This is a genomic window from Ruegeria sp. AN6, from assembly GCF_056540425.1.
The window spans coordinates 363,009-382,019 of sequence record NZ_JBQFWR010000003.1 but is presented as its reverse complement, the minus strand read 5'-3'; the positions used below and the strand labels follow the sequence as shown (position 1 = coordinate 382,019).

18 protein-coding genes and 1 tRNA gene are annotated in these 19,011 nt (G+C 54.3%); 8 read left to right on the top strand and 11 right to left on the bottom strand.

Annotated elements, in window-relative coordinates:
* Positions 1 to 21: 21 nt before the first annotated feature.
* From ACR0MQ_RS08255 to ACR0MQ_RS08245, 3 genes are all read right to left on the bottom strand, one after another.
* A complete protein-coding gene (locus ACR0MQ_RS08255; protein WP_010443042.1) occupies positions 22 to 1,044 on the bottom strand; it encodes an aspartate-semialdehyde dehydrogenase in 1,023 nt (340 codons plus the stop codon).
* 417 nt (positions 1,045 to 1,461) lie between these two features.
* Positions 1,462 to 1,593, bottom strand: coding sequence for a hypothetical protein (locus ACR0MQ_RS08250; RefSeq protein WP_480456920.1), 132 nt, complete (start codon positions 1,591 to 1,593; stop codon positions 1,462 to 1,464).
* Between the two features lie 15 nt (positions 1,594 to 1,608).
* Entirely contained in the window at positions 1,609 to 2,781 is a 1,173-nt protein-coding gene (locus ACR0MQ_RS08245) for an MFS transporter (protein ID WP_170773466.1), read from the bottom strand.
* Positions 2,782 to 2,927: 146 nt separating this feature from the next.
* Here ACR0MQ_RS08245 and ACR0MQ_RS08240 point away from each other — a divergent pair, with 146 nt between their 5' ends.
* Positions 2,928 to 4,070 carry a DUF3095 domain-containing protein gene (locus ACR0MQ_RS08240; protein WP_170773465.1) on the top strand — a complete coding sequence of 381 codons (1,143 nt, stop codon included), beginning with the start codon at positions 2,928 to 2,930 and terminating at the stop codon, positions 4,068 to 4,070.
* Here the strand turns inward: ACR0MQ_RS08240 and ACR0MQ_RS08235 are convergent.
* Entirely contained in the window at positions 4,067 to 5,476 is a 1,410-nt protein-coding gene (locus ACR0MQ_RS08235) for a pyridoxal phosphate-dependent decarboxylase family protein (RefSeq protein WP_480607266.1), read from the bottom strand. The two genes, ACR0MQ_RS08240 and ACR0MQ_RS08235, sit on opposite strands and share 4 nt — an antisense overlap.
* Positions 5,477 to 5,625: 149 nt before the next feature.
* Here ACR0MQ_RS08235 and hpaR point away from each other — a divergent pair, with 149 nt between their 5' ends.
* On the top strand, positions 5,626 to 6,060 hold the full coding sequence (hpaR, locus tag ACR0MQ_RS08230; protein WP_170773808.1) for a homoprotocatechuate degradation operon regulator HpaR: 435 nt from the start codon (positions 5,626 to 5,628) through the stop codon (positions 6,058 to 6,060).
* Positions 6,061 to 6,201: 141 nt separating this feature from the next.
* A complete protein-coding gene (locus tag ACR0MQ_RS08225; protein ID WP_170773463.1) occupies positions 6,202 to 7,098 on the top strand; it encodes a helix-turn-helix transcriptional regulator in 897 nt (298 codons plus the stop codon).
* An 8-nt stretch (positions 7,099 to 7,106) separates the two neighbouring features.
* On the opposite strand, the gene ACR0MQ_RS08220 is transcribed toward ACR0MQ_RS08225, so the two are convergent.
* Together ACR0MQ_RS08220 and ACR0MQ_RS08215 are read right to left on the bottom strand one after the other, a co-directional pair.
* Complete coding sequence (locus ACR0MQ_RS08220; RefSeq protein WP_170773462.1) at positions 7,107 to 8,321, bottom strand: DNA glycosylase AlkZ-like family protein; 1,215 nt, start codon at positions 8,319 to 8,321, stop codon at positions 7,107 to 7,109.
* A gap of 6 nt (positions 8,322 to 8,327) precedes the next feature.
* Positions 8,328 to 9,353, bottom strand: coding sequence for a LacI family DNA-binding transcriptional regulator (locus tag ACR0MQ_RS08215; protein ID WP_170773807.1), 1,026 nt, complete (start codon positions 9,351 to 9,353; stop codon positions 8,328 to 8,330).
* A gap of 115 nt (positions 9,354 to 9,468) precedes the next feature.
* On the opposite strand from ACR0MQ_RS08215, the gene ACR0MQ_RS08210 reads away from it, so the two are divergent.
* Positions 9,469 to 9,545, top strand: a tRNA-Arg gene (locus tag ACR0MQ_RS08210).
* A gap of 221 nt (positions 9,546 to 9,766) precedes the next feature.
* Here ACR0MQ_RS08210 and ACR0MQ_RS08205 read toward each other — a convergent pair.
* From ACR0MQ_RS08205 to ACR0MQ_RS08185, 5 genes are all read right to left on the bottom strand, one after another.
* The gene (locus ACR0MQ_RS08205; protein ID WP_480607263.1) at positions 9,767 to 10,777 is read right to left on the bottom strand and encodes a DUF2955 domain-containing protein; all 1,011 of its coding nucleotides are present in this window, start codon (positions 10,775 to 10,777) and stop codon (positions 9,767 to 9,769) included.
* Positions 10,767 to 11,831: an HlyD family secretion protein gene (locus ACR0MQ_RS08200; RefSeq protein ID WP_319545853.1), complete on the bottom strand. Its 1,065-nt coding sequence runs from the start codon at positions 11,829 to 11,831 to the stop codon at positions 10,767 to 10,769. The genes ACR0MQ_RS08205 and ACR0MQ_RS08200 overlap by 11 nt, the downstream gene beginning before the upstream one ends.
* Positions 11,828 to 12,907 (bottom strand): AI-2E family transporter, encoded by a 1,080-nt coding sequence (locus ACR0MQ_RS08195; protein ID WP_480607260.1) that lies wholly within the window; start codon positions 12,905 to 12,907, stop codon positions 11,828 to 11,830. Before ACR0MQ_RS08195 ends, ACR0MQ_RS08200 begins: the two co-directional genes overlap by 4 nt.
* A gap of 179 nt (positions 12,908 to 13,086) precedes the next feature.
* Positions 13,087 to 13,413, bottom strand: coding sequence for a potassium channel family protein (locus tag ACR0MQ_RS08190; protein ID WP_480607257.1), 327 nt, complete (start codon positions 13,411 to 13,413; stop codon positions 13,087 to 13,089).
* 265 nt (positions 13,414 to 13,678) lie between these two features.
* On the bottom strand, positions 13,679 to 15,169 hold the full coding sequence (locus tag ACR0MQ_RS08185) for an ArnT family glycosyltransferase (protein ID WP_480607254.1): 1,491 nt from the start codon (positions 15,167 to 15,169) through the stop codon (positions 13,679 to 13,681).
* A gap of 117 nt (positions 15,170 to 15,286) precedes the next feature.
* On the opposite strand from ACR0MQ_RS08185, the gene ACR0MQ_RS08180 reads away from it, so the two are divergent.
* From ACR0MQ_RS08180 to ACR0MQ_RS08165, 4 genes are all read left to right on the top strand, one after another.
* On the top strand, positions 15,287 to 16,048 hold the full coding sequence (locus tag ACR0MQ_RS08180; RefSeq protein WP_010443060.1) for a glycosyltransferase family 2 protein: 762 nt from the start codon (positions 15,287 to 15,289) through the stop codon (positions 16,046 to 16,048).
* Positions 16,045 to 16,344, top strand: coding sequence for a lipid-A-disaccharide synthase N-terminal domain-containing protein (locus tag ACR0MQ_RS08175; protein ID WP_010443061.1), 300 nt, complete (start codon positions 16,045 to 16,047; stop codon positions 16,342 to 16,344). Before ACR0MQ_RS08180 ends, ACR0MQ_RS08175 begins: the two co-directional genes overlap by 4 nt.
* Before the next feature lie 170 nt (positions 16,345 to 16,514).
* Positions 16,515 to 17,150 (top strand): GNAT family N-acetyltransferase, encoded by a 636-nt coding sequence (locus ACR0MQ_RS08170; RefSeq protein ID WP_170773449.1) that lies wholly within the window; start codon positions 16,515 to 16,517, stop codon positions 17,148 to 17,150.
* A 78-nt stretch (positions 17,151 to 17,228) separates the two neighbouring features.
* Positions 17,229 to 18,998 (top strand): tetratricopeptide repeat protein, encoded by a 1,770-nt coding sequence (locus ACR0MQ_RS08165; protein WP_480607251.1) that lies wholly within the window; start codon positions 17,229 to 17,231, stop codon positions 18,996 to 18,998.
* Positions 18,999 to 19,011: the final 13 nt, after the last annotated feature.

Below are 19,011 nucleotides of genomic sequence, written 5' to 3'. Positions count from 1 at the left end.
GACTTTCGAAATTGTGCAGCCTCAGCCCTTTTTCAGAACCTCACGGCCCAGCAATTCTGCAATCTGAACTGCGTTCAATGCTGCGCCTTTGCGCAGATTGTCGGACACGCACCACAGGTTCAGGCCGTTCTCGATGGTCGAGTCTTGGCGGATACGGCTGATGAAAGTGGCGAAGTCGCCCGCGCATTCGATGGGCGAGACGTAACCGCCCGCTTCGCGCTTGTCGATCACCATGATGCCCGGCGCTTCGCGCAGAATGTCGCGGGCTTCGTCTTCGTCCAGGAATTCCTCGAACTCGATATTTACGGCCTCAGAGTGGCCAACAAAGACCGGAACGCGGACGCAGGTGGCTGTGACCTTGATCGACGGGTCGACGATCTTTTTGGTCTCGACAACCATCTTCCACTCTTCCTTGGTCGAGCCGTCTTCCATGAAGACGTCGATCTGCGGAATGACGTTGAAGGCGATCTGCTTCTGGAACTTTTTCGGCTCAACTTCGGTGGTGGGGTTGTAAATGGCCTTGGTCTGATCCCAAAGCTCATCCATGCCTTCCTTACCGGCACCGGAAACCGACTGATAGGTCGAGACAACCACGCGCTTGATCTTGGCCCGGTCATGCAGCGGCTTCAGAGCCACAACCATCTGCGCGGTTGAGCAGTTGGGGTTGGCGATGATGTTCTTGTTCTTATAGTCGTGGATCGCCTGCGGGTTACATTCCGGCACGATCAGCGGAATGTCCGGGTCATAGCGATAGAGCGACGAGTTATCGATCACCACGCAGCCAGCTGCCGCCGCCTTGGGGGCGTAGACTTTGGTCGCCTCGGAACCCACGGCAAACAGCGCCATGTCCCAACCAGTGAAATCAAAAGTATCCAGGTCCTTGGTCGTGAGTGTCGTGTCGCCAAAGCTAACCTCGGTGCCCAGCGAACGACGGCTTGCCAGTGCGGCAAGTTCATCGACGGGGAACTGGCGTTCCGCCAGGATGTTCAGCATTTCGCGGCCCACATTTCCTGTGGCGCCGACGACTACGACGCGATAGCCCATTTCATGTCTCCAAAGTTAAGGACGCGCGTTCATAGCCGCGTTGCGGCAAAGAAAAAAGAGGCGTTTCGGCTTATTTCACCCCGTCACACCGATTTGACACAGTTCAATACCGTTCAGGGTTGTTTCAGCAAGGATCGACAAACCTCGACAATTGCCTGCGCTTCGCCTTCGATTCGAAATTCTGTTCGACATGGGTGCACGCGGCGTGTCCCGCGGTGGTTAATGCGGCGCGGTCATGCAGCATATCTTCCGGCGCACTGGCCAGCGCCTCAAGCGGGGTCAGGCCAAATCCTTCTTGCCGCGCGGAGTCACTAACAGGTCGAGCGCGCGATAGGTCTCGACAATCTCATCCCAGGGGTGTTCGCCCAGAAAATGAACGCGGTCTACAAGCCCGGCGTCCTGCAGTCTTTGTTCCTGCTAGGCTTGGAACGCTTCGGTGGTGCGGATGCCGATCTTCTTTTCAAGTATGGGCAGCAGCCGGATCACATTAGTCGTCACGCCCGAAAGGGAATGCTTCAGATTGGGCGCAACCACCTCGATGTCCTGCACGGGTGGCCTCCGGTTTCAGTCCACGCTGTCCCGACTGAATAGATAGATCACGCAGCCAATGGCAAGGGTGGCGGCGAAAAAGCCGAAGATCGCGGTATAGGGCGCCGAGGGGCTGATCGTGGCGCTGACCGCATGGATGCGCCCGGTGGCAAATTGTGCCAACCCGACACCGCCGATGCCGAAGAGGTTCAGCAGGGTAACACCACGCCCGACCAGATGCGCTGGAATGAAGGCGCGACCATGCGCCATGATGACCGGAAAACTGGCGCCCAGAAAGCCGATGACCGCAAGCAGAAAGACCGAGAGCCAGACGCCCCCGTCGATCCAAAGGCACAGCAGTCCTAAAGTGGCTGCGCCCAGGGCGTTGCCACCGAAGATCACCCATTTGCGGGTCTTAAGGATGCGGTCCAAAGGCCCATAGGCAAAGGTGCCCGCAATCATCGCGGCACCCATGATCAGCGTTGCCTGCCCGATCTGAGTAGTGTTGAGGTCAAATACATCGCGCAGATAAGGCCCTGCCCAGAGACCGCGCAACGCCGCAGAGGGCGCATAGGCCACCAGCATAAGTGGCAGGATGGTCCAGAGGGCGGGCTCTTTCAGCAGGTCCAGAACCGATCCTTTGTGTTCGGTCTCGACCTTATTGGGGTCATGCACCGTCAGCCAGATCCCTGCAGCCACCACGCCCGAAATGATCGCCAAACCACCCAAAGTTGCCCGCCACCCCATAAGCTCAACCGCCAGAGCCGTTGGGTAAGAGGCCACCAGATTGCCGACTGATCCAACGCCCAACATTACTGCGGCGAGCGTGGCGAATTTGGCAGGTGGAAATTCTCTGGCAAAGATATAATAGGACGCCATCAGGACAGGTGAACAGCCAACCCCGATCAGCGCCATGGCCAGCGCAACATGAAACGGAGTGGTTGCGATGGCGAATAAGCCAGCCCCGCCTGCGCCGCCAATCAGCAACAGCATCGCAGAGCTGCGCCTCGGGCCGACACGATCCAGAGCCCAGCCCACCGGGATTTGCATTGCGGCAAAAACCAGAAACCAAAGCCCCGACGCAAACGCCAGGTCTTCGGGCGTGGCCCCGATGTCTCTGCCCAGATCGGTAGTCAGCACGGCCAGGAAGGCGCGAAAAAACTGGCTGAGGACGTAAGCCAGACATAAAACTATCAAGCCTGTCTGCATCTGCTGCCTCTATTGCCCGTATGCCCTGCCGAGATGCTTTGCACGTTGTGCAGGTCTGCACAAGCGCTCGGGGTGGTGCGAAAGGGGCAGACATCCTTCACATTTAGGCTATCTTCAAAGCAGTTTTGGGAATTTCAGAGAGTGTTATGCCCCCTTCAGACTCTTTATTTTATGACTCAGTCCCTATTTCAGACAGCTTCCTGCGACTGAGCGATCCGGTGCAGTTTAAACCTTTGCCTGATACGTGGGTTTTGGGAGTCGCGGATATCGTGGACTCGACCGGAGAGATCGCGCGTGGCCGCTACAAAACCGTCAACATGGTTGGTGCTGCGGTTATTTCAGGCATGATCAACGCGCTGGGAGGTCGTGTTTTTCCTTATGTCTTTGGCGGCGATGGGGCCGGCTTTGCAGTGCCGGGCGAAGATGCCAAGATCGCGCGCGAAACGTTGGCGGCTTTGCAGAGTTGGGCCGAAACAGAATTTGCCATCACTTTGCGCGCAGGGCTGGTTTCGGTGGCTGACATCCGCGCCGCTGGGCGCGATCTGCGTGTTGCCCGCTATGCGCCCTCTACCGGTGTTGACTATGCGATGTTTACAGGCGGTGGATTGGCCTGGGCCGAGGCGCAGATGAAATCCGGGCGCGCCGCCATTCCACCGGCTGGACCTGACGCGCAGCCCGACTTGACGGGCCTGTCTTGCCGCTGGTCCAACAGTCCGGCCCGCCACGGTCAGATAGTATCTCTGGTAATTCAGCCAACATTAGAGTCTAGCGAGGCCGATTTCGCGGCTTTGAGCCAATCCGTTTTATCGATCGCCGAAGGGTTGGACCGGGCCGGTCATCCGGTTCCCCAAAAGGGACCGCCGATGAGTTTTCCTCCGCCAGGTATTGATATCGATGCCCATGTCTCACGCGCTGGGCGCAATCTGCTGGTTCAGAAGATACGGCTGATGATCGAAAATATGCTGATCGGTCTTCTGTTCAAAACCGGTATGAGATTGGGCCAGTTCGAACCCAATCACTATAAAGAAATGGTCAGCCGCAACGCGGATTTTCGCAAATTTGATGACGGATTGAAAATGACATTGGATTGTGACCCATCCACGTTGGAGCAGATCACCCGGATGCTGGAAGACGCTCAGGCACGCGGTAAGATCCGATACGGCCTGCATTCTCAGCAAGAGGCGATGATGACCTGCTTTGTGCCCTCTGCAATGAGCGATGACCATGTGCACTTCGTTGACGGTGCCTCAGGCGGCTACGCGCAGGCCGCAGCTGTGATGCGGGCCTAAAGACTGCGCGCGATTTCTGTAATCACGTCATATGCCATCAATACATCGCTCTCAGTGGTTTCGAACTGCCCGGCCTGAAAGCGGATGACCAAATCACCGTCCACACGGGTCTGGGTCAGATAAATCCGCCCGTCATCATTAATCGCGTTCACCAGTCGCAAGTTCAGGTCGTCCAGGTCGGTGGCGCCCTGCGGCTCATATCGGAAGGTCCACAGCGACCACATTGGCGGTGTGACGATCCGAAAGTCCGGCTCAGCTGCCAGTCGATCATGCAGCGCGACCGACCAGTTGACATGATTGCGCAGCCGTTCACGCAGCCCCACTAGCCCATAGGTTCGGATGACAAACCATAGCTTCAATGCCCTGAATCGACGGCCCAGTGGCACCGACCATTCCGAGTAGTTGATGTTCCCGTCTTTCCCATGGGTTTTTAGGTATTCTGGGCTGATCGCTAACGTGCGGACCAAATCATCGGGGTTCTTCAAGAAATGTGCGCAGCAATCGAACTGGACACCTAGCCATTTATGCGGATTGAAGACGATGCTGTCAGCCTGTTCGATGCCCGGCCAGTATTTGCGATATTCGGGACAGATCATTGCAGAGCCGGCCCAGGCCGCGTCGACATGCGAATAGAGCCCGTATTTACGTGCGATCTCAAGGCAGCGATCCACCGGGTCAGTCGCCCCGGTTCCGGTTCCACCAACGCAAAGGATCACACCAGCCGGCTGTAAATTAGAGTCTAAATCAGCCTGAATCGCTGCTTCAAGCGCGTTTGGATCCATCCCACGCCAATCACCTTGAACAGGAATGCGCACAAGATTGTCTTGTCCGATCCCCGAAACCCAAATGGCGCGGTCGATTGAGGTATGTACTTCGGACGAGCAATAAACACGCAGTGGTTTTTGGCCAAAAAGACCCTGGCTGTTTCCCTGCCAGTTCATTGCTTTTTCGCGCATGGTCAACACAGCCGCCAGCGTCGCCGAAGAGGCGGAATCCTGTATGACCCCGGCAAATCCTTCAGGCAGGTCCAGTGCCTCGCGCAGCCAATCCATCATCCGCGTTTCCATCTCGGTCGCGGCGGGAGACGTCTGCCACAGCATACATTGCGGCGCGATGGCACTGGCCAGGAATTCAGCCAGCACCGACGGCGCAGACGCGTTCGAGTTGAAATAGGCGAAGAATCGGGGGTGCTGCCAATGGGTGATGCCGGGCATCACGATCTGTTCAAAATCGCGAAAAATACTCTCGATTGCTTCACCATGCTCGGGCGGATGGGCGGGTAGGGCGTTCAGAATATCGCCAGGCTCAGTTCTTGCACGAACGGGCTTGTCGCCAACGGTCAGGTGATAATCTTGTGTCCAATCAGCGATTTTTTTGCCCCATACGGAAAATTCGTCCCAATTCATTGCGGTCTCCTTGCGGCTAATCTGATCTGCCTACTGAATAATCACTTCGACTCACTATTAATGAACAAGTTAATTAAAATCCAGCCCTGCAAGTTTGCGTGAACTTAGCAATCTATTGCGAAACAAAGGGAGTCGCGTCAAAATTAACCATGACGAATAGTTTGCCGTTGACGTCTCGATCACTGCCGATTGCCTTGTTGCGTGCACGCGAAAGGGTGATGGGGCCGATACGTGGTGTTTTAGCTGACGCAGGGGTAACTGAACAACAATGGCGCGTTCTGCGCGTCTTGCAAGAAGAAGGTCCGCAAGAACCCACGCAGATCTCAGAACGCGCTTGTTTGTTGCTTCCCAGCCTGACTCGGATTCTGAAAAAGCTGGAAGATAAAAAGTTGATCAAACGGCAGGCCGTCGAAAAAGATCGTCGTCGCCAGATCGTCGAAATCACCAAAGAAGGAATGCAGATCATTCACGCCAACTTGCCGGAAATGTTGCGGTTGGCGGCACAAACGCGCGAATTGATGGGGGCTGAGCAACACGAAACACTGCTGAATCTTTTGAGCGAACTACACGAATTGAAAAGCTAATTACTCAAGCTGGATAGACTCTAAACAATGGTTGTTTGTTTGTTTTTGGGGCAGCAATTCCTGAGCTTGTACAATATCGATTGCCCGCGTCGTTCTAGCGTCGTAGCTTGAGGGTCACTTGGAACAAACGGTCTGACAAAGATGGATGGGCCCAAGCCGCAAAAACCGGCACAGCCTAAAGAATTCGCCACGCAGGATTTGAGCGAGCGCGTTGGAGCGCGTGTGCGGAAGGCCAGGCAAATGCGCGGCATTCCGCGCCGGGTTTTATCCGAAAGCTCGGGTGTTTCGCCCCGGTATCTAGCTCAACTCGAAGCTGGTGAGGGTAATATCTCGATCGGAGTATTGCATCGGATTGCGCAGGCGCTGGATTACAAGGCCGAATGGCTGATCGGCGAAGAAGATCCTTGGGATTCGGATGGTTTGCAAATGCTCGAACTGTTCCGGCAAGCGAGCGATGACGTCAAAGACAACGTCATGAGGGCACTGTGTCCCGATCCTGCTGAGAATGCTCGGGCACAGCGGGTTTGTCTTATCGGTTTACGTGGTGCGGGGAAATCAACGCTGGGTGCTCTACTTGGCGCTGCGCTTAAGCTGCCCTTTGTGGAACTGACGGCTCAGATCGAAGAAATGTCGGGGATGCCATTGGCTGAAGTCATGGCCTTCTACGGGCAAGAGGGATATCGCAACCTCGAAGCGCAAGCGTTGGACCGGGTCATTGCCGCCGATGATCGAATGGTTCTTGCTGTCGCTGGTGGCATCATTTCAGAGCCTTCGACCTATACGACATTGCTGAGCCGGTTTCACACCGTCTGGCTTCGGGCCACACCCACCGAGCATATGGAAAGGGTGCGCGCGCAAGGCGACGAACGTCCCATGGCAGGAAATCCAAAAGCAATGGAGCAGCTCAAGTGCATACTCGCCAGTCGCGAGGCATTGTACGGGCGTGCGAACGCTCAGCTGGATACATCCGGGCGGACCGAGAGTGAGTCGATCAGAGATCTGATGGAGCTTGTCGAAGAACATGGGTTCTTGAGGTAATACAGGCTCTATTTAGGGTCTTTCAGCCAGTTTCTAGCGAAATCTATGGTGTCTAGATCAGCGAATCGTCGAACCCGGTCAAGTTCTGCTTCCAGCCGTCGGGTTCTTGCATCGGACCAGCGGACGGATTGCTCGGGCCACATTGCCCGAACATGCAGATTGCCGTGATTACGGTGTGCCTTCATGTCGATACGGCCGATCATACGGTTCCCCTCCATCAAGGGGAAGACGTAGTATCCATAAATGCGCTTGGGCTCGGGAACGAACACTTCGATGCGATAATGAAACCCAAATAGGCGTTCCGCGCGTTTACGATCGCGCAGCATGGGATCAAAAGGGCTAAGAACCCTGATCCGACCGGGCGCTTCTGGCAGCGCTGCCACCTGTTCGCATATTTCGGGCCGTGCAAAGACTTTGCGGTCATTCCCATCCGCACACTCTACGAATATTTCTGCGATTATTCCCTTTGTCAGAGCCTGATCACACCACGCCTTTGCCTCGCTGGCGCTGACGGTATCCCAAAATGCCGCCAGCTCTCCTGACGTGGCAAAGCCCAGCCGGTCGAGTGCCGCGTTACAAAGCCAATCCACGGTTGCATCTACGTCGCACGCTATGCTGCCGGGGCAAAGTTGGGTGTCGATAACCCGCTCCGTCAGATCATAGCGTTTCTGAAACCCCTCACGACCGATTACAGTCAGCGCCCCGGATCGCCAAAGGTATTCCAGCGCTGTTTTTGACGGATGCCAATCCCACCAACCACCAGACCCCTTTTTTTCATCCTTGCCCACATCGGATGAACCGACGGGACCATGATCGCGAATGTGCTGAATAACAGTTTCGAATCTCTGTTCAAAGCCATCACGTCGCCAATTCTTCCATCGGGCTTTCAGCATGTCGGCATCGCGGAGGAACCGCAGGTGCCAATGGCGATAGAAATCCATCGGAATAACGGCAGCGTCATGGGTCCAGTGTTCGAACAGCGCCCGATCACGCTCGTAAAGTCGCTTGAGGTTGCGCGGGCGATAGCTTGGTCGCCGCGCATACAGGATCATATCATGGGCGCGTGCGACTGTGTTGATGCTGTCGAGCTGCACAAAACCCAGGCGGTGGATCAATCGCAACAGATCCTCACCTTTAGAACCGCCTGCCGGTTGCTCCAGCAACGCGTGGCGATCCATGAACATTGTCCGCGCTTGGCGGTTGTTCAGGCGTTGCAGGGTCATGGGATCCTAGCGTCGTTTTAGCGTGTCACCAAAGCTGATCTTAGGGGTCAAGGTGACACGGGTATCAACCTCTGACTCTGGATCGGCCAGCTTTGCCGCGATGATTTCTGCAGCGGTGCGCCCGATCTCGGTTCGGCAGGCATCCATCGTCGCCAGCTTACGCGGTAATCCTTGCAACAGCTCGACGTTGTTGAACCCGGCGAGGCCAATCTGACCCGGCACGTCTATCCCCTGATCCAGCAAATAAAGCAGCCCACCCGCGCCAATCATGTCGTTGGAATAATACAGAAAATCCAACTCAGGCGAACGTTCCAACATGGCTTGCGTCATCTCTCGGCCTTTGGCCAGCGCTGAACCTCCCGAGTAAAACTCGCGATCTTCGATCTCGATCCCGTGCTTGCCGAGCACTTCGGTAAAGCCTTCAAACCGTTTGCGGGCACGGTGATCCAACGGCATCTTGGTACCCATGAAACCGATATGCTCATATCCAGCCTTCAGGATCGCCTGTGCCATCTCGCGTCCGGCGCGGCGGTGTGAGATTCCTACCATGGCATCGACGGGCTTGCCATCGGTATCCATGATCTCGACCACCGGAATGCCTGCCGAATCCAGCATGGCGCGGGCGGCTTCGGTATGTTCCAGCCCTGCAATGATCACGCCCGAAGGCCGCCACGAGAGCATCTCGTACAGCACCTTTTCTTCCTTTTCAGGCAGATAGTCCGTGACACCGACCACCGGCTGAAGTTCAGTATCTTCCAGTACCTGATTGATGCCTGTCAGAACCTCGGGGAAAACCATGTTCGACAGCGATGGAATGATCACTGCCACAAGGTTCACCCGGCTTGATGCCAAGGCACCGGCGATCTTGTTGGGCACATATCCCAATTCCTTCGCAGCAGCCAGAACGCGGGTACGGGTGGCGTCCGATACATCTCCGCGATTGCGTAGCACCCGGCTGACGGTCATCTCCGACACTCCGGACGCTTCTGAGACATCACGAAGGGTAAGCGGGCGTTTTGTTTCTATTGTCACCGGGGATACCTGCATTGTTTATTTCCCCGATGGTAGCGTGAACAGGGCGATCTGTTCAACTGTTGTGCAAAGCCGATGACAATCCGAATAAACCCGGTTACAGAAAGCGAAACGCGGCCCCGTGGCTCAACTGGATAGAGCAGCCCCCTCCTAAGGGGCAGGTTGCAGGTTCGAATCCTGCCGGGGTCGCCAGACTATTCATACCAATACTGCGCTTTCTATCAGTTAGATGCTTCCTGTACCCCTAATTGTGACACACATCGAAGAACCGGTTTAGCTTCCGCGACGACCTATGAGTACTTAAGTCACCGCAAACAGACCGACCTGAACGGTTTTCAGGCCAAATGAACAGAGCAGAAGGTTTAAGTTGGTGACGCCACTGGTTTTAGATCAAAGCACTTTTGCAACACACTCTATTGAGCTGCACGGCGCTCTTGTTCTGGCCAAAACTCATCGACCACGACATATGCGATGATCACGAAAATGGCCGCGCTGGCGACCTGCAATACTCTTGTGATGCTCTTGACGTCAGCCTCATCGGAAAACGGAGCGATCGAACCACCGTAAACGATCAGAACCGTTGTTAAAGCCGAACCTGCAGCAGCGGCGAGCGGGACCTGCGATTTGCCAAGCGCTCCGAGTGTCAGGCAAATGAAAAAACCCAACAAAATTGGGGTAAGAATAACCGGAGCTATTACGTTTATTTCATAGCAGATGATTGAAACCGCCGCCCCGAGAAGATTAGCCGTCAGCATGGCTTTGGCCACTGTTTTGCCCATCGATGGCATAGCTGCAAGTTGTTGGCTAAGAAGCGCGACAAAGAATAGGACCAACAGGGCTGAAGCGCCGGACACAAAAAACGCCATCGCGAACGGAACCGTGACAAGCGACATTCTGGCGATCCGGCGATGCGGGTCAAAGTCAGGCGAAGTATTGGCCTTTTTCTGAGCCGCTGTGGGGGGGGCAGCGGGTATCAACACAAACATCAGCGTTGATATGAAACCTGCAAATAGCAGGTTCAACGGTATCCAAAACACAAGCACCAATGCCAGATCCTGTGACTGCAGAACAAGGTTTGGGATCATCAACGCACCCATGAGGGCTATGACACCAGGCAGGACGCCTGCGCCAGAAACGGACCACATGAAAGACAGGATGATCCCAATGGCAACTAGAATCAGAAACACCACGGGATATGGGGCAAAGACTGACGACAGCAGGAATGAAATGAACATCAGCCCGATCGAGAAGACAAACAGCTTTGCAAATGCAGCCAAGGGCAAAGCAGCGGGTGCCTGAAGAAACAGCGCGGTGAAAACCGCTCCTACCACCGCAAGTGGCCACCCCAGAAATAAGCCCAAGGAGAATACCCCGGTGACTCCGAGCGCCAGGCGTAAAACCGAATTTCGATCCTCAGTACGCATAGGACAGGATTGATACCAAACGGATATAGGTCCGACCTACCACGTTCAGCAGAGTGTTTTCGCTCAGATACATGATAACGTCGGCCTGCCCATTAAGCTGGAAGCGCAAGTCGTCTTCGGCATCCCCGGCTTCGTAGCCAGGCAATACGATCCGGACTGGAAAGCGCTCAGGCTCACGAAGAAATCCTTTGGTGCTGGGCGGGCTGGCCAACTGGCCGGGCTCATCCCCACCACTCAGTGAGACTGCTGCGCTGAAGCTTTCGATCACGCCCGGAATAATCTGGCCGGGATGCATGTCCAGTACCACATCGACAGGTGATCCTACCGAAGCCCGACCAAGGTTGTTTTCGGTAAAATACGCTTCGATCCAAACGTCTGTTGCGTCCAGAAACGTCAATAGGTCCTGACCAGATCGCGCATATGTTCCAGGTGCGATCAACAAATTGGATATGACACCTGTCGCTGGAGCACGCAGTTCTGTCCACTCGAGATTAAGCTCTGCATCCGCTAAGGCAGCCAACGCGCGCTGGATTTTCGGGTTGTCAATTCCGTCGTCGCCCAACCGCTGTTTGGCCTTTTCCAGATCCGCTTTGGCGTTTTCAAAATTTGCCTCGGATTCTGCCAGTTGCCCACGCGCATCATCGGCCTTTGAAATCGCAATCAACCCTTTCTTTTCAAGCGCAAAAACACGCTCGGTCTGAATGCGCATCGTGTCGAGATCACTCTGTGCCCTTGCCAGCTTGGCTTGTGCAGCGCTCACCTCTGCCGAGGATGCACCCACCTCCTGCGTGGCTGCCTCAAGATCAGCCTCGGCCTTGTCGCGATCATTTTCGTAGGGCCTTGGGTCAATTCGAACCAGAACATCACCGGCTGATACGACCTGACCGTTTTCGACAAGAACTTCGGTGACTGTACCGGTGACCTGTGGAACGATCTGTGTCGCAATTGCTTTTACTCGGGCATTCCCGGTAAATGGCGTTTTTCGGTCAGCGACCAGGTACCAGATTAAGAAGATAAGAATAACGGTCAGCGTGGTCCAAATCGTCTTTCTCATTTCGCCGCTCCTTCAGCGGCACTCTCGGCTTCGGGTGAGGTATCAATCCAAACCTTGAACAGTTCATAGAAGACAGCGAAGAGAACCGGCCCCATAAAGACGCCGATCAAACCGTACGCCATCATACCTCCGAGAACACCGATGAGGATGACCAACATAGGAGTCTCAAGGCCTTTTGAGATGAACACGGGTCTTAGGAAGCTGTCCATTATCATGACGGGAACGGCCAATAGGGTGAAGATCAAAGCAGTACCGCCGGACATGGAACTCCATGCGTAGATAATAACCGGTATAAGAACCAATCCTGGCCCGATTTGGATAATCGAGAGGATCAGGCAGATAAATGCGAGAGTGGCGGCCGAAGAAATCCCAAACAAGGCCAATAGTATCCAAACGCAGACAGCTTGAATGGCTGCTACGCCAATCACTCCTTTTGTCACGTTCCGAATTGTTGCGCCCGCCAATGTTACGAATTCTCCACCGCGCGGGGCGAAAACACGGTTTGCAAAGCGCTGAAGACCCTTGACCAAATTTGGCCCGGGGCTGAACAACGCCCCCATAATCAACACGGACAGAGCTAAGCCAAGTAGCCCGATACCGATGCCCAGCACTTTTCCGAAGAGCGATTTGGTGATCTCAAGGATTTGCGCACCGTATTTGGCAAGCGCACCATCCAGGTTCCGTTCAAACATTCCCCACACGTCGGCAATTTTGCCCCCGACTAACGGTATTTCTTTCAGGCCTTCGGGTGCCGGTGGAATCTTTAATTCACCCTTGTCTGCTTGTTCCGCGAATTCGGACCCAAGTTCCGCGGCACCAGACACCGCAGTTGCGACTGGCCCGAGGGTTAGAACAAGGCCCAACAAAACCAAGATCGTCGTGGCAAGTTTTTTCCGACCTCCCAGCTTGGACTGCAGCCAATCAAATGCCGGGTAAAGCGCCACACATAGGATCGTTGCCCAGATAACCACGCTTGCAAGCGGCGCCACCATGACCAGGGCGCTGTAGAGGAATAATCCTAGAAAAAGCAATCGTATCGCTAGATCGACAATCTTTGCGTCCTGGGTCTTTTCCATTCCATCCCTCCACTATTTGTTATCTCAACATTACACTCAAAAAACTCGATATGTATATTTATAATCTACCAAAGATCTTACAGTGGCCTGAAGACACAGATGAATCCGGATTAGCGCTTTAGCTGTTCTGGCTATAAAGCGATTGCGCATGACTTCTTGTGGGTTGAACCTTACGAGGCTTATTTTTCTGATTTCTCATCGTTCTGGGACAAAATGGTATCCGCCACAGTGGTTGCCGTGGTCACAAATATACCCAGGCCGACGATGATGTAGATCATCGTAAAGATCTTCCCCGCCGCGGTTTCCGGAGAAAAGTCACCAAATCCCACAGTCGAAATCGTCACGACAGAAAAATAGATGGAATTGAGCCAGCTCCAGCCTTCGACATAATGATAAAACACCGATGCCCAAAGGATCATACCGGCCGTAAAGGCCAAAAGTCCCTTTACTCTGCCGTCCTTGAAGGCGACACCGATCCCTCGCGAAATTCTGGTTAGTGCATTCATTGCGATCTCACTTTCGAATAATTGCATTTGTATCAGAATTGAGGATTTTCGGAAGAAACAAAGCTGATGAACACCCGCTAATTTCACGGAATGTTCCATAACTGCCAAAAAACAAACAGGGGCTTAAGGTCGTCACCGCTCTGGCGAAGGTTCTCGTTCGGAATAAACACCTTACCGATCTTCGGGATGGGAAACACTTCGATTCCGAAGAACTTTGCCCGCATGCCACCGCAAATAGCTTGTTTGCGAGCGAATGGGATTGTCATCAATCAAGGCGCAAACCGCGTGCCGTCCAATAGACAAAATCTGTGCCTTCAATAGATTGCCGATCCAATCCGGAAAGCACATCTGAGAACTGGTTAAGTTCCTGGGCTCGGCAAACCCCTCTCAAAGGACCGGAAGTATAGCCAAATCTTTTGAGGTAGCCCGGTAAATCAGAGTGCCTCATATACACGAACCGTCGGTCGGGTGACGCGTACACTGAGGCGGCACCCAAGGGCAATCGGTGTCTGTTTTTGAAACCGCATACAACAAGTGTTTCATCTGGCTGATGGGTTGATTGCAACGGCGAAAGCAGATCCTGCAGGTCTATGCCGAACTGTTCTGCAGTGTTGGGATGACTATAATCAACCGTACGTTTGATCGGACCCTGCTCGGAAAAACACAACACCGCCAGCAGTAAGGCCCGCACCCAAAGCCGTTTTGAGATCAGCAAGATGCCCCAAGCTGCGCCCACCATCAACATCGGCAATATCAACAAAGTATAGCGATCATAGACCTTTCCCGATGCCATCCACATTGCCAGGAAAAAGAACAATGCGATCCCGGCAGGGGCAAGCAGCCGTGGTCGGCCGAGTGCGAAGGGCAGGGCGCAAAGGCCTAAAATACCCGCAAACCTTAAGACTGGTGCATTACCCAAGATGATTTCTGACAGCTTCTTTAGACTTCGATCTGACACGGTGGGCGCAAACCGGTGTAGCATTTCACCGCGCACACTGCCTTGAAACTCGGTACCAAAACCTAAGCGCAGGTACTGGAACAACGGCCATAGAAATGCCAGCAGTAAACAGGCCACCATGGTCCACTGGAAGGTTTTGTTTCTTAGAATCTCGCTTACGGGTCGATCCTGCCAGCGCCGGGTTAGAGCAAGTGTCAGGAGTGCCAGAGCCAAAAATGCGAGTGGGGTCGGACTTTTCTGCAATCCAGCCAGAAACACAGTGACCCCGAACCATGGCCACAACTTTGGACGCTCGAACGCGGCAAGCATCGTGACCACCCCCAAGGTGGAAAAAAGCATTGCCCCGCTATCCAGCATGGCCGATGTCGCATGTCCCCAGAAGTTTTTTGAACTGGACACAAGCAACACCGCAGGCAACATCAGCCAAGGTTGATCGGGAACCATAACTCGGGCGAGCAAAGCCGTTGCAATCAGCGACCCAAGCGCAAACAGCATCGAAGGCAGATGCAGGGCCAGCATGTGCGACATTCCCTGCTCGATCAATGCCGCTGTCATCCAATATTGAAGGGGTGGTTTTTTTAGGCTGGGCTCATTCTGAGAATATACGGTAAGCCAGTCATTGTTGCGCATGAAACCCAGGCTGCGGTCATAAGTAAAAAATTCATCAATCTTTGACAGGCCATCTTGCCCCAACCCGGACATGTACCAGCACCACAACAACGCGATGGTGATGCCTGTTATTGCATAGGGTAGCCATTTGTGGGTCTGCAAATGTTCGATGCCCGAATTTTGGACCACTCTGGTTATCCTCTGACTTGTTGTAATATGATGTGTTTTGGACTAGGCGAGTACTTGAATTTCGGGGTCTGATCAATCACAAACCCCGGTGACTGTATCCAAGAAGCTTTGATTGCGATGTCGACCGAACCTAAGGAAAACGCTGATAATCGACCGACAGTTTCGGTTGTGATTCCCATGCATAATGAGCAAGGGGCCGCTGCTGGATTGATTCAGGGGATCTGCGACGCCGCTTCTGATCTTCCTGCGTTCGAGATCATCGCGGTTGATGATGGTTCGACCGATGGTACCTTTGCGGCGCTGCAGGAGATGCAGAAAGAATGCCCGCAGTTGCGCATACTACGGCATAAAACGGCAGGTGGGCAAAGTGCCGCTGTCCATTCTGGCGTCAAGGCCGCGCGCGCCGATATCTGTTGCACTCTGGATGGCGATGGACAGAACCCGCCAGAAGAACTGCCCAAGATCTGGGCGCCGCTGGTATCTGGCGATGATGCGCAGGTCGGTCTTGTGGCGGGGCAACGGGTCGGCCGGAAAGATACCGCATCAAAAAAGCTCGCCTCGCGATTTGCGAATGCCTTGAGGGGCTGGATGCTGAAAGACGGTACACGTGATACGGGTTGCGGGTTCAAGGCGTTCAGAACGCAGGCGTTCCTTGATCTTCCGTTTTTCAACCATATGCATCGATACCTGCCAGCGCTGTTCAAAGCCTACGGATGGAATGTTGCACTGGTTGATGTGGCGCATCAGCAGCGCATGACCGGTGAGTCAAAATACACCAATTTCGGGCGGGCCATGGTCGGCATTTGGGATTTGTTCGGCGTTGTCTGGCTGACCCGCCGCGCCAAATCTGTTTCAGCAACCGAGGCAAACCGGTCGTGAAAGAAACCATTCTGGAAATCCTGCACGTCGACAGCCCGACCGAGGCCCTTTGGGTATTCATCGGTCTGGCTGGTCAATTGATGTTCAGCGCTCGTTTCATCGTTCAGTGGATTACATCAGAACGCGCAAAGAAATCGGTCATACCGATGGCCTTCTGGTACCTTTCGATTGGCGGCGGGCTGATACTTCTCAGCTATGCGATCTATCGCCGTGATCCAGTGTTTATTCTGGGCCAGTCGATGGGTTTGTCGATCTACCTACGCAACATCTTCCTGATCCGCGCCGAGAAGCGCTGATTAGGTCTTCGCTCGCACTATTCAAACATTCTTCGGACTTGACTGGTTGCCCCGTTCAGCGGGTCGCAGCCGACGTCAGGCTTGTGTGAATAACCCTTTCTTGTTTCTGGGATATTTGTGCTAGTATCGCACGCATAGATTTTTTCATTTTGTTTCAGGAGTCGTTTCCTTTGCCCGATACCTCACACCGGCAGTTCAAGCTGCGCCCTCTGGAAAAGGCTGATCTTGAGATCGTGGCCCGCTGGTTTCAGGATGTTCAAGAACTAGCTCTGTTCGACAGAACCACGCGAATTCCGCAAAATCTGACGCAAACCGAACACTCTTGGGAAGGCGCTGTTGGCATTTCTAGCAGAGAGGAAAAATGTTGGTTTGTGATTGAAAATGATGATCGAGATGCGGTCGGCGTGGTTGGTCTCGAATCGATTTCACCCTTCAATCGGGATGCGGTTGTTCCGGTTTTTGTAGAAAAGTCATTGCGGCGCCAGGGCGTGGCGGTGCGAGCTGTTGCATTGATGTTAGATTTTGCCTTTCAGCAATTAGGACTAAACCGGATAACTTCTTACTATCGGGCCGACAATCACGGCAGCCGCGATCTGATCAGTCGATTGGGTTGCCAGATCGAAGGCACGATGCGGCAGGCTTGGTTCGCGGACGGGCAGTTTCACGACATGGTGGTCGTCGGTATGTTGCAACAGGACTGGGCTGAGCGTCGGAACGTTTTGGCACAGGAACTGGGCCGGGAAACGGTGGTCAGTTTTGGGTCAACAGGTATGTCCTGGCCGCCTGAATGCGGTTCTGTTACTTGAAATGATGCGAATTTTGCTTGGTATATTTTTAAAACGCTCTTGTCGGATTCGACGAGACCACGCAGTTGAGTGCACCCAGTGAATACGACCGGTTCGGACACTTCAATCAGACAAAAGCTCGGGGCGGTGCTGTTTGCCGATGTTGTCGGCTATTCCCGCCTGATGAGTGAGAACGAGATGGATACGTATAACGCGTTGAAATCTCTTTTGTTCCAGCTCGAAGAGACTTGCTCGAAATATCAGGGCAAAATCATTGAAGTGCGCGGCGACGGCATTCTTGCATTGTTTGATACGGCCACCAGCGCGGTTGAATTTAGCATCGAACTGCATCGAATTGCGGCCGAGCATAATCTGACGCGGCCGGACGGCCAGCACATCAAATTCCGTGCGGGCGTTCATTTGGGCGAGGTTTTGATGGATGAACGTGGCATCCATGGCGACAACGTCAACATCGCCGCCCGCCTGCAAGAGATTGCCGAGCCCGAGCGGGTTTATGTTAGTGCGGCCGTTTATGAGCAGATCCGCAACCGGCTGCGTTATGGCTATGAATTCCTTGGCCCCAAACAGCTCAAGAACATCATGTCTCCGGTCGCGACATACTGTGTTCGAACCGAGGTCGAAGGAGCGACAATGGCCGCCACATTGCGTCCTGAGATGCAGTTGGAGGTGCTCGAACGGCCCGATATCCCCTCGGTTGCGGTATTGCCGTTTGCCAGTCAGGGTGGTGAGGAAGATGATAACTGGGTCGCCGAAGGGCTAACCGATGACATCATCATGAACCTGTCCAAGTTCCGGAACCTGTTCATCATCGCCCGAAACTCGTCCTTCTTCTTCAAAACCCAGTCAATGTCGCCTCAAGAAGCTGCCCGGCGCCTAAACGTGCGCTACATCGCGCGCGGCAGCGTGCGCCGATCATCCAGCAGAATCCGGATCACGGCCGAGCTGATTGACGCCAACACTGAACGCACCATTTGGGGCGAGAGGTTTGACCGCAAGCTCGACGATATATTCGATATTCTGGATGAAGTGACTGAATGCATTGTTGCAGCCACCGCAGTGATGATCGAGTCGCATGAAAAACAGCGCATGGTACAGGCGATCCCGTCAGACTTGCAGGCCTATGGGTCTGTCCTTCAGGGGCAGCATCATATCTTCAAGTACACACGCAACGATAACCGCAAGGCGCAGCATTGCTATGAATCAGCACTTGAGCGTGACGGCGGCTATGCGCGGGCTGCGGCGGCTCTGTCGCGTACGTTGAACATTGATTGGCGCTATTCGTGGACTGAAGACCCAAACAGCGCGCTCGACAAGGCACTATCGTTGGCCCAACGCGCCGTGGAGCTCGACCCGACCGATGCACGCGGGTTTGGAGAGCTGGGCTATGTACAGCTCTATCGAAAAGAGTTCGATTCCGCGATCGAATCCTACAAGCGCGCCTTGCAGCTGAACCCCAATGACGCGGATATGCACTCGGACTACGCCGACGCATTGGCTCATTGGGGAGATAACGAAACTGCAATCAAACACCTGCAACAGGCCATGCGCCTGAACCCCTATTTCCCTGATCAGTACCTGTGGCATCTGGGCGGAGCTTATTACAATCTCAAGCGCTATGACGATGTGATCTCCTGCGTGAACAAGATGAACAACCCGACCGAAGGGCAACGCGTACTGGCCGCCAGCTACGCCCATAAGGGCGAATTGGACATGGCCCGCCAGATCGCCGACAAACACCGCGCGGCACATCCCAATTTCTCACTGTCGCGCTGGGCCAAGGTTCAACCAGACCGCCTGTCCGACGATACGCAGCATTTTGTCGAAGGGCTCAAGAAGGCCGGGTTCTGAGTGGCAGGAACGG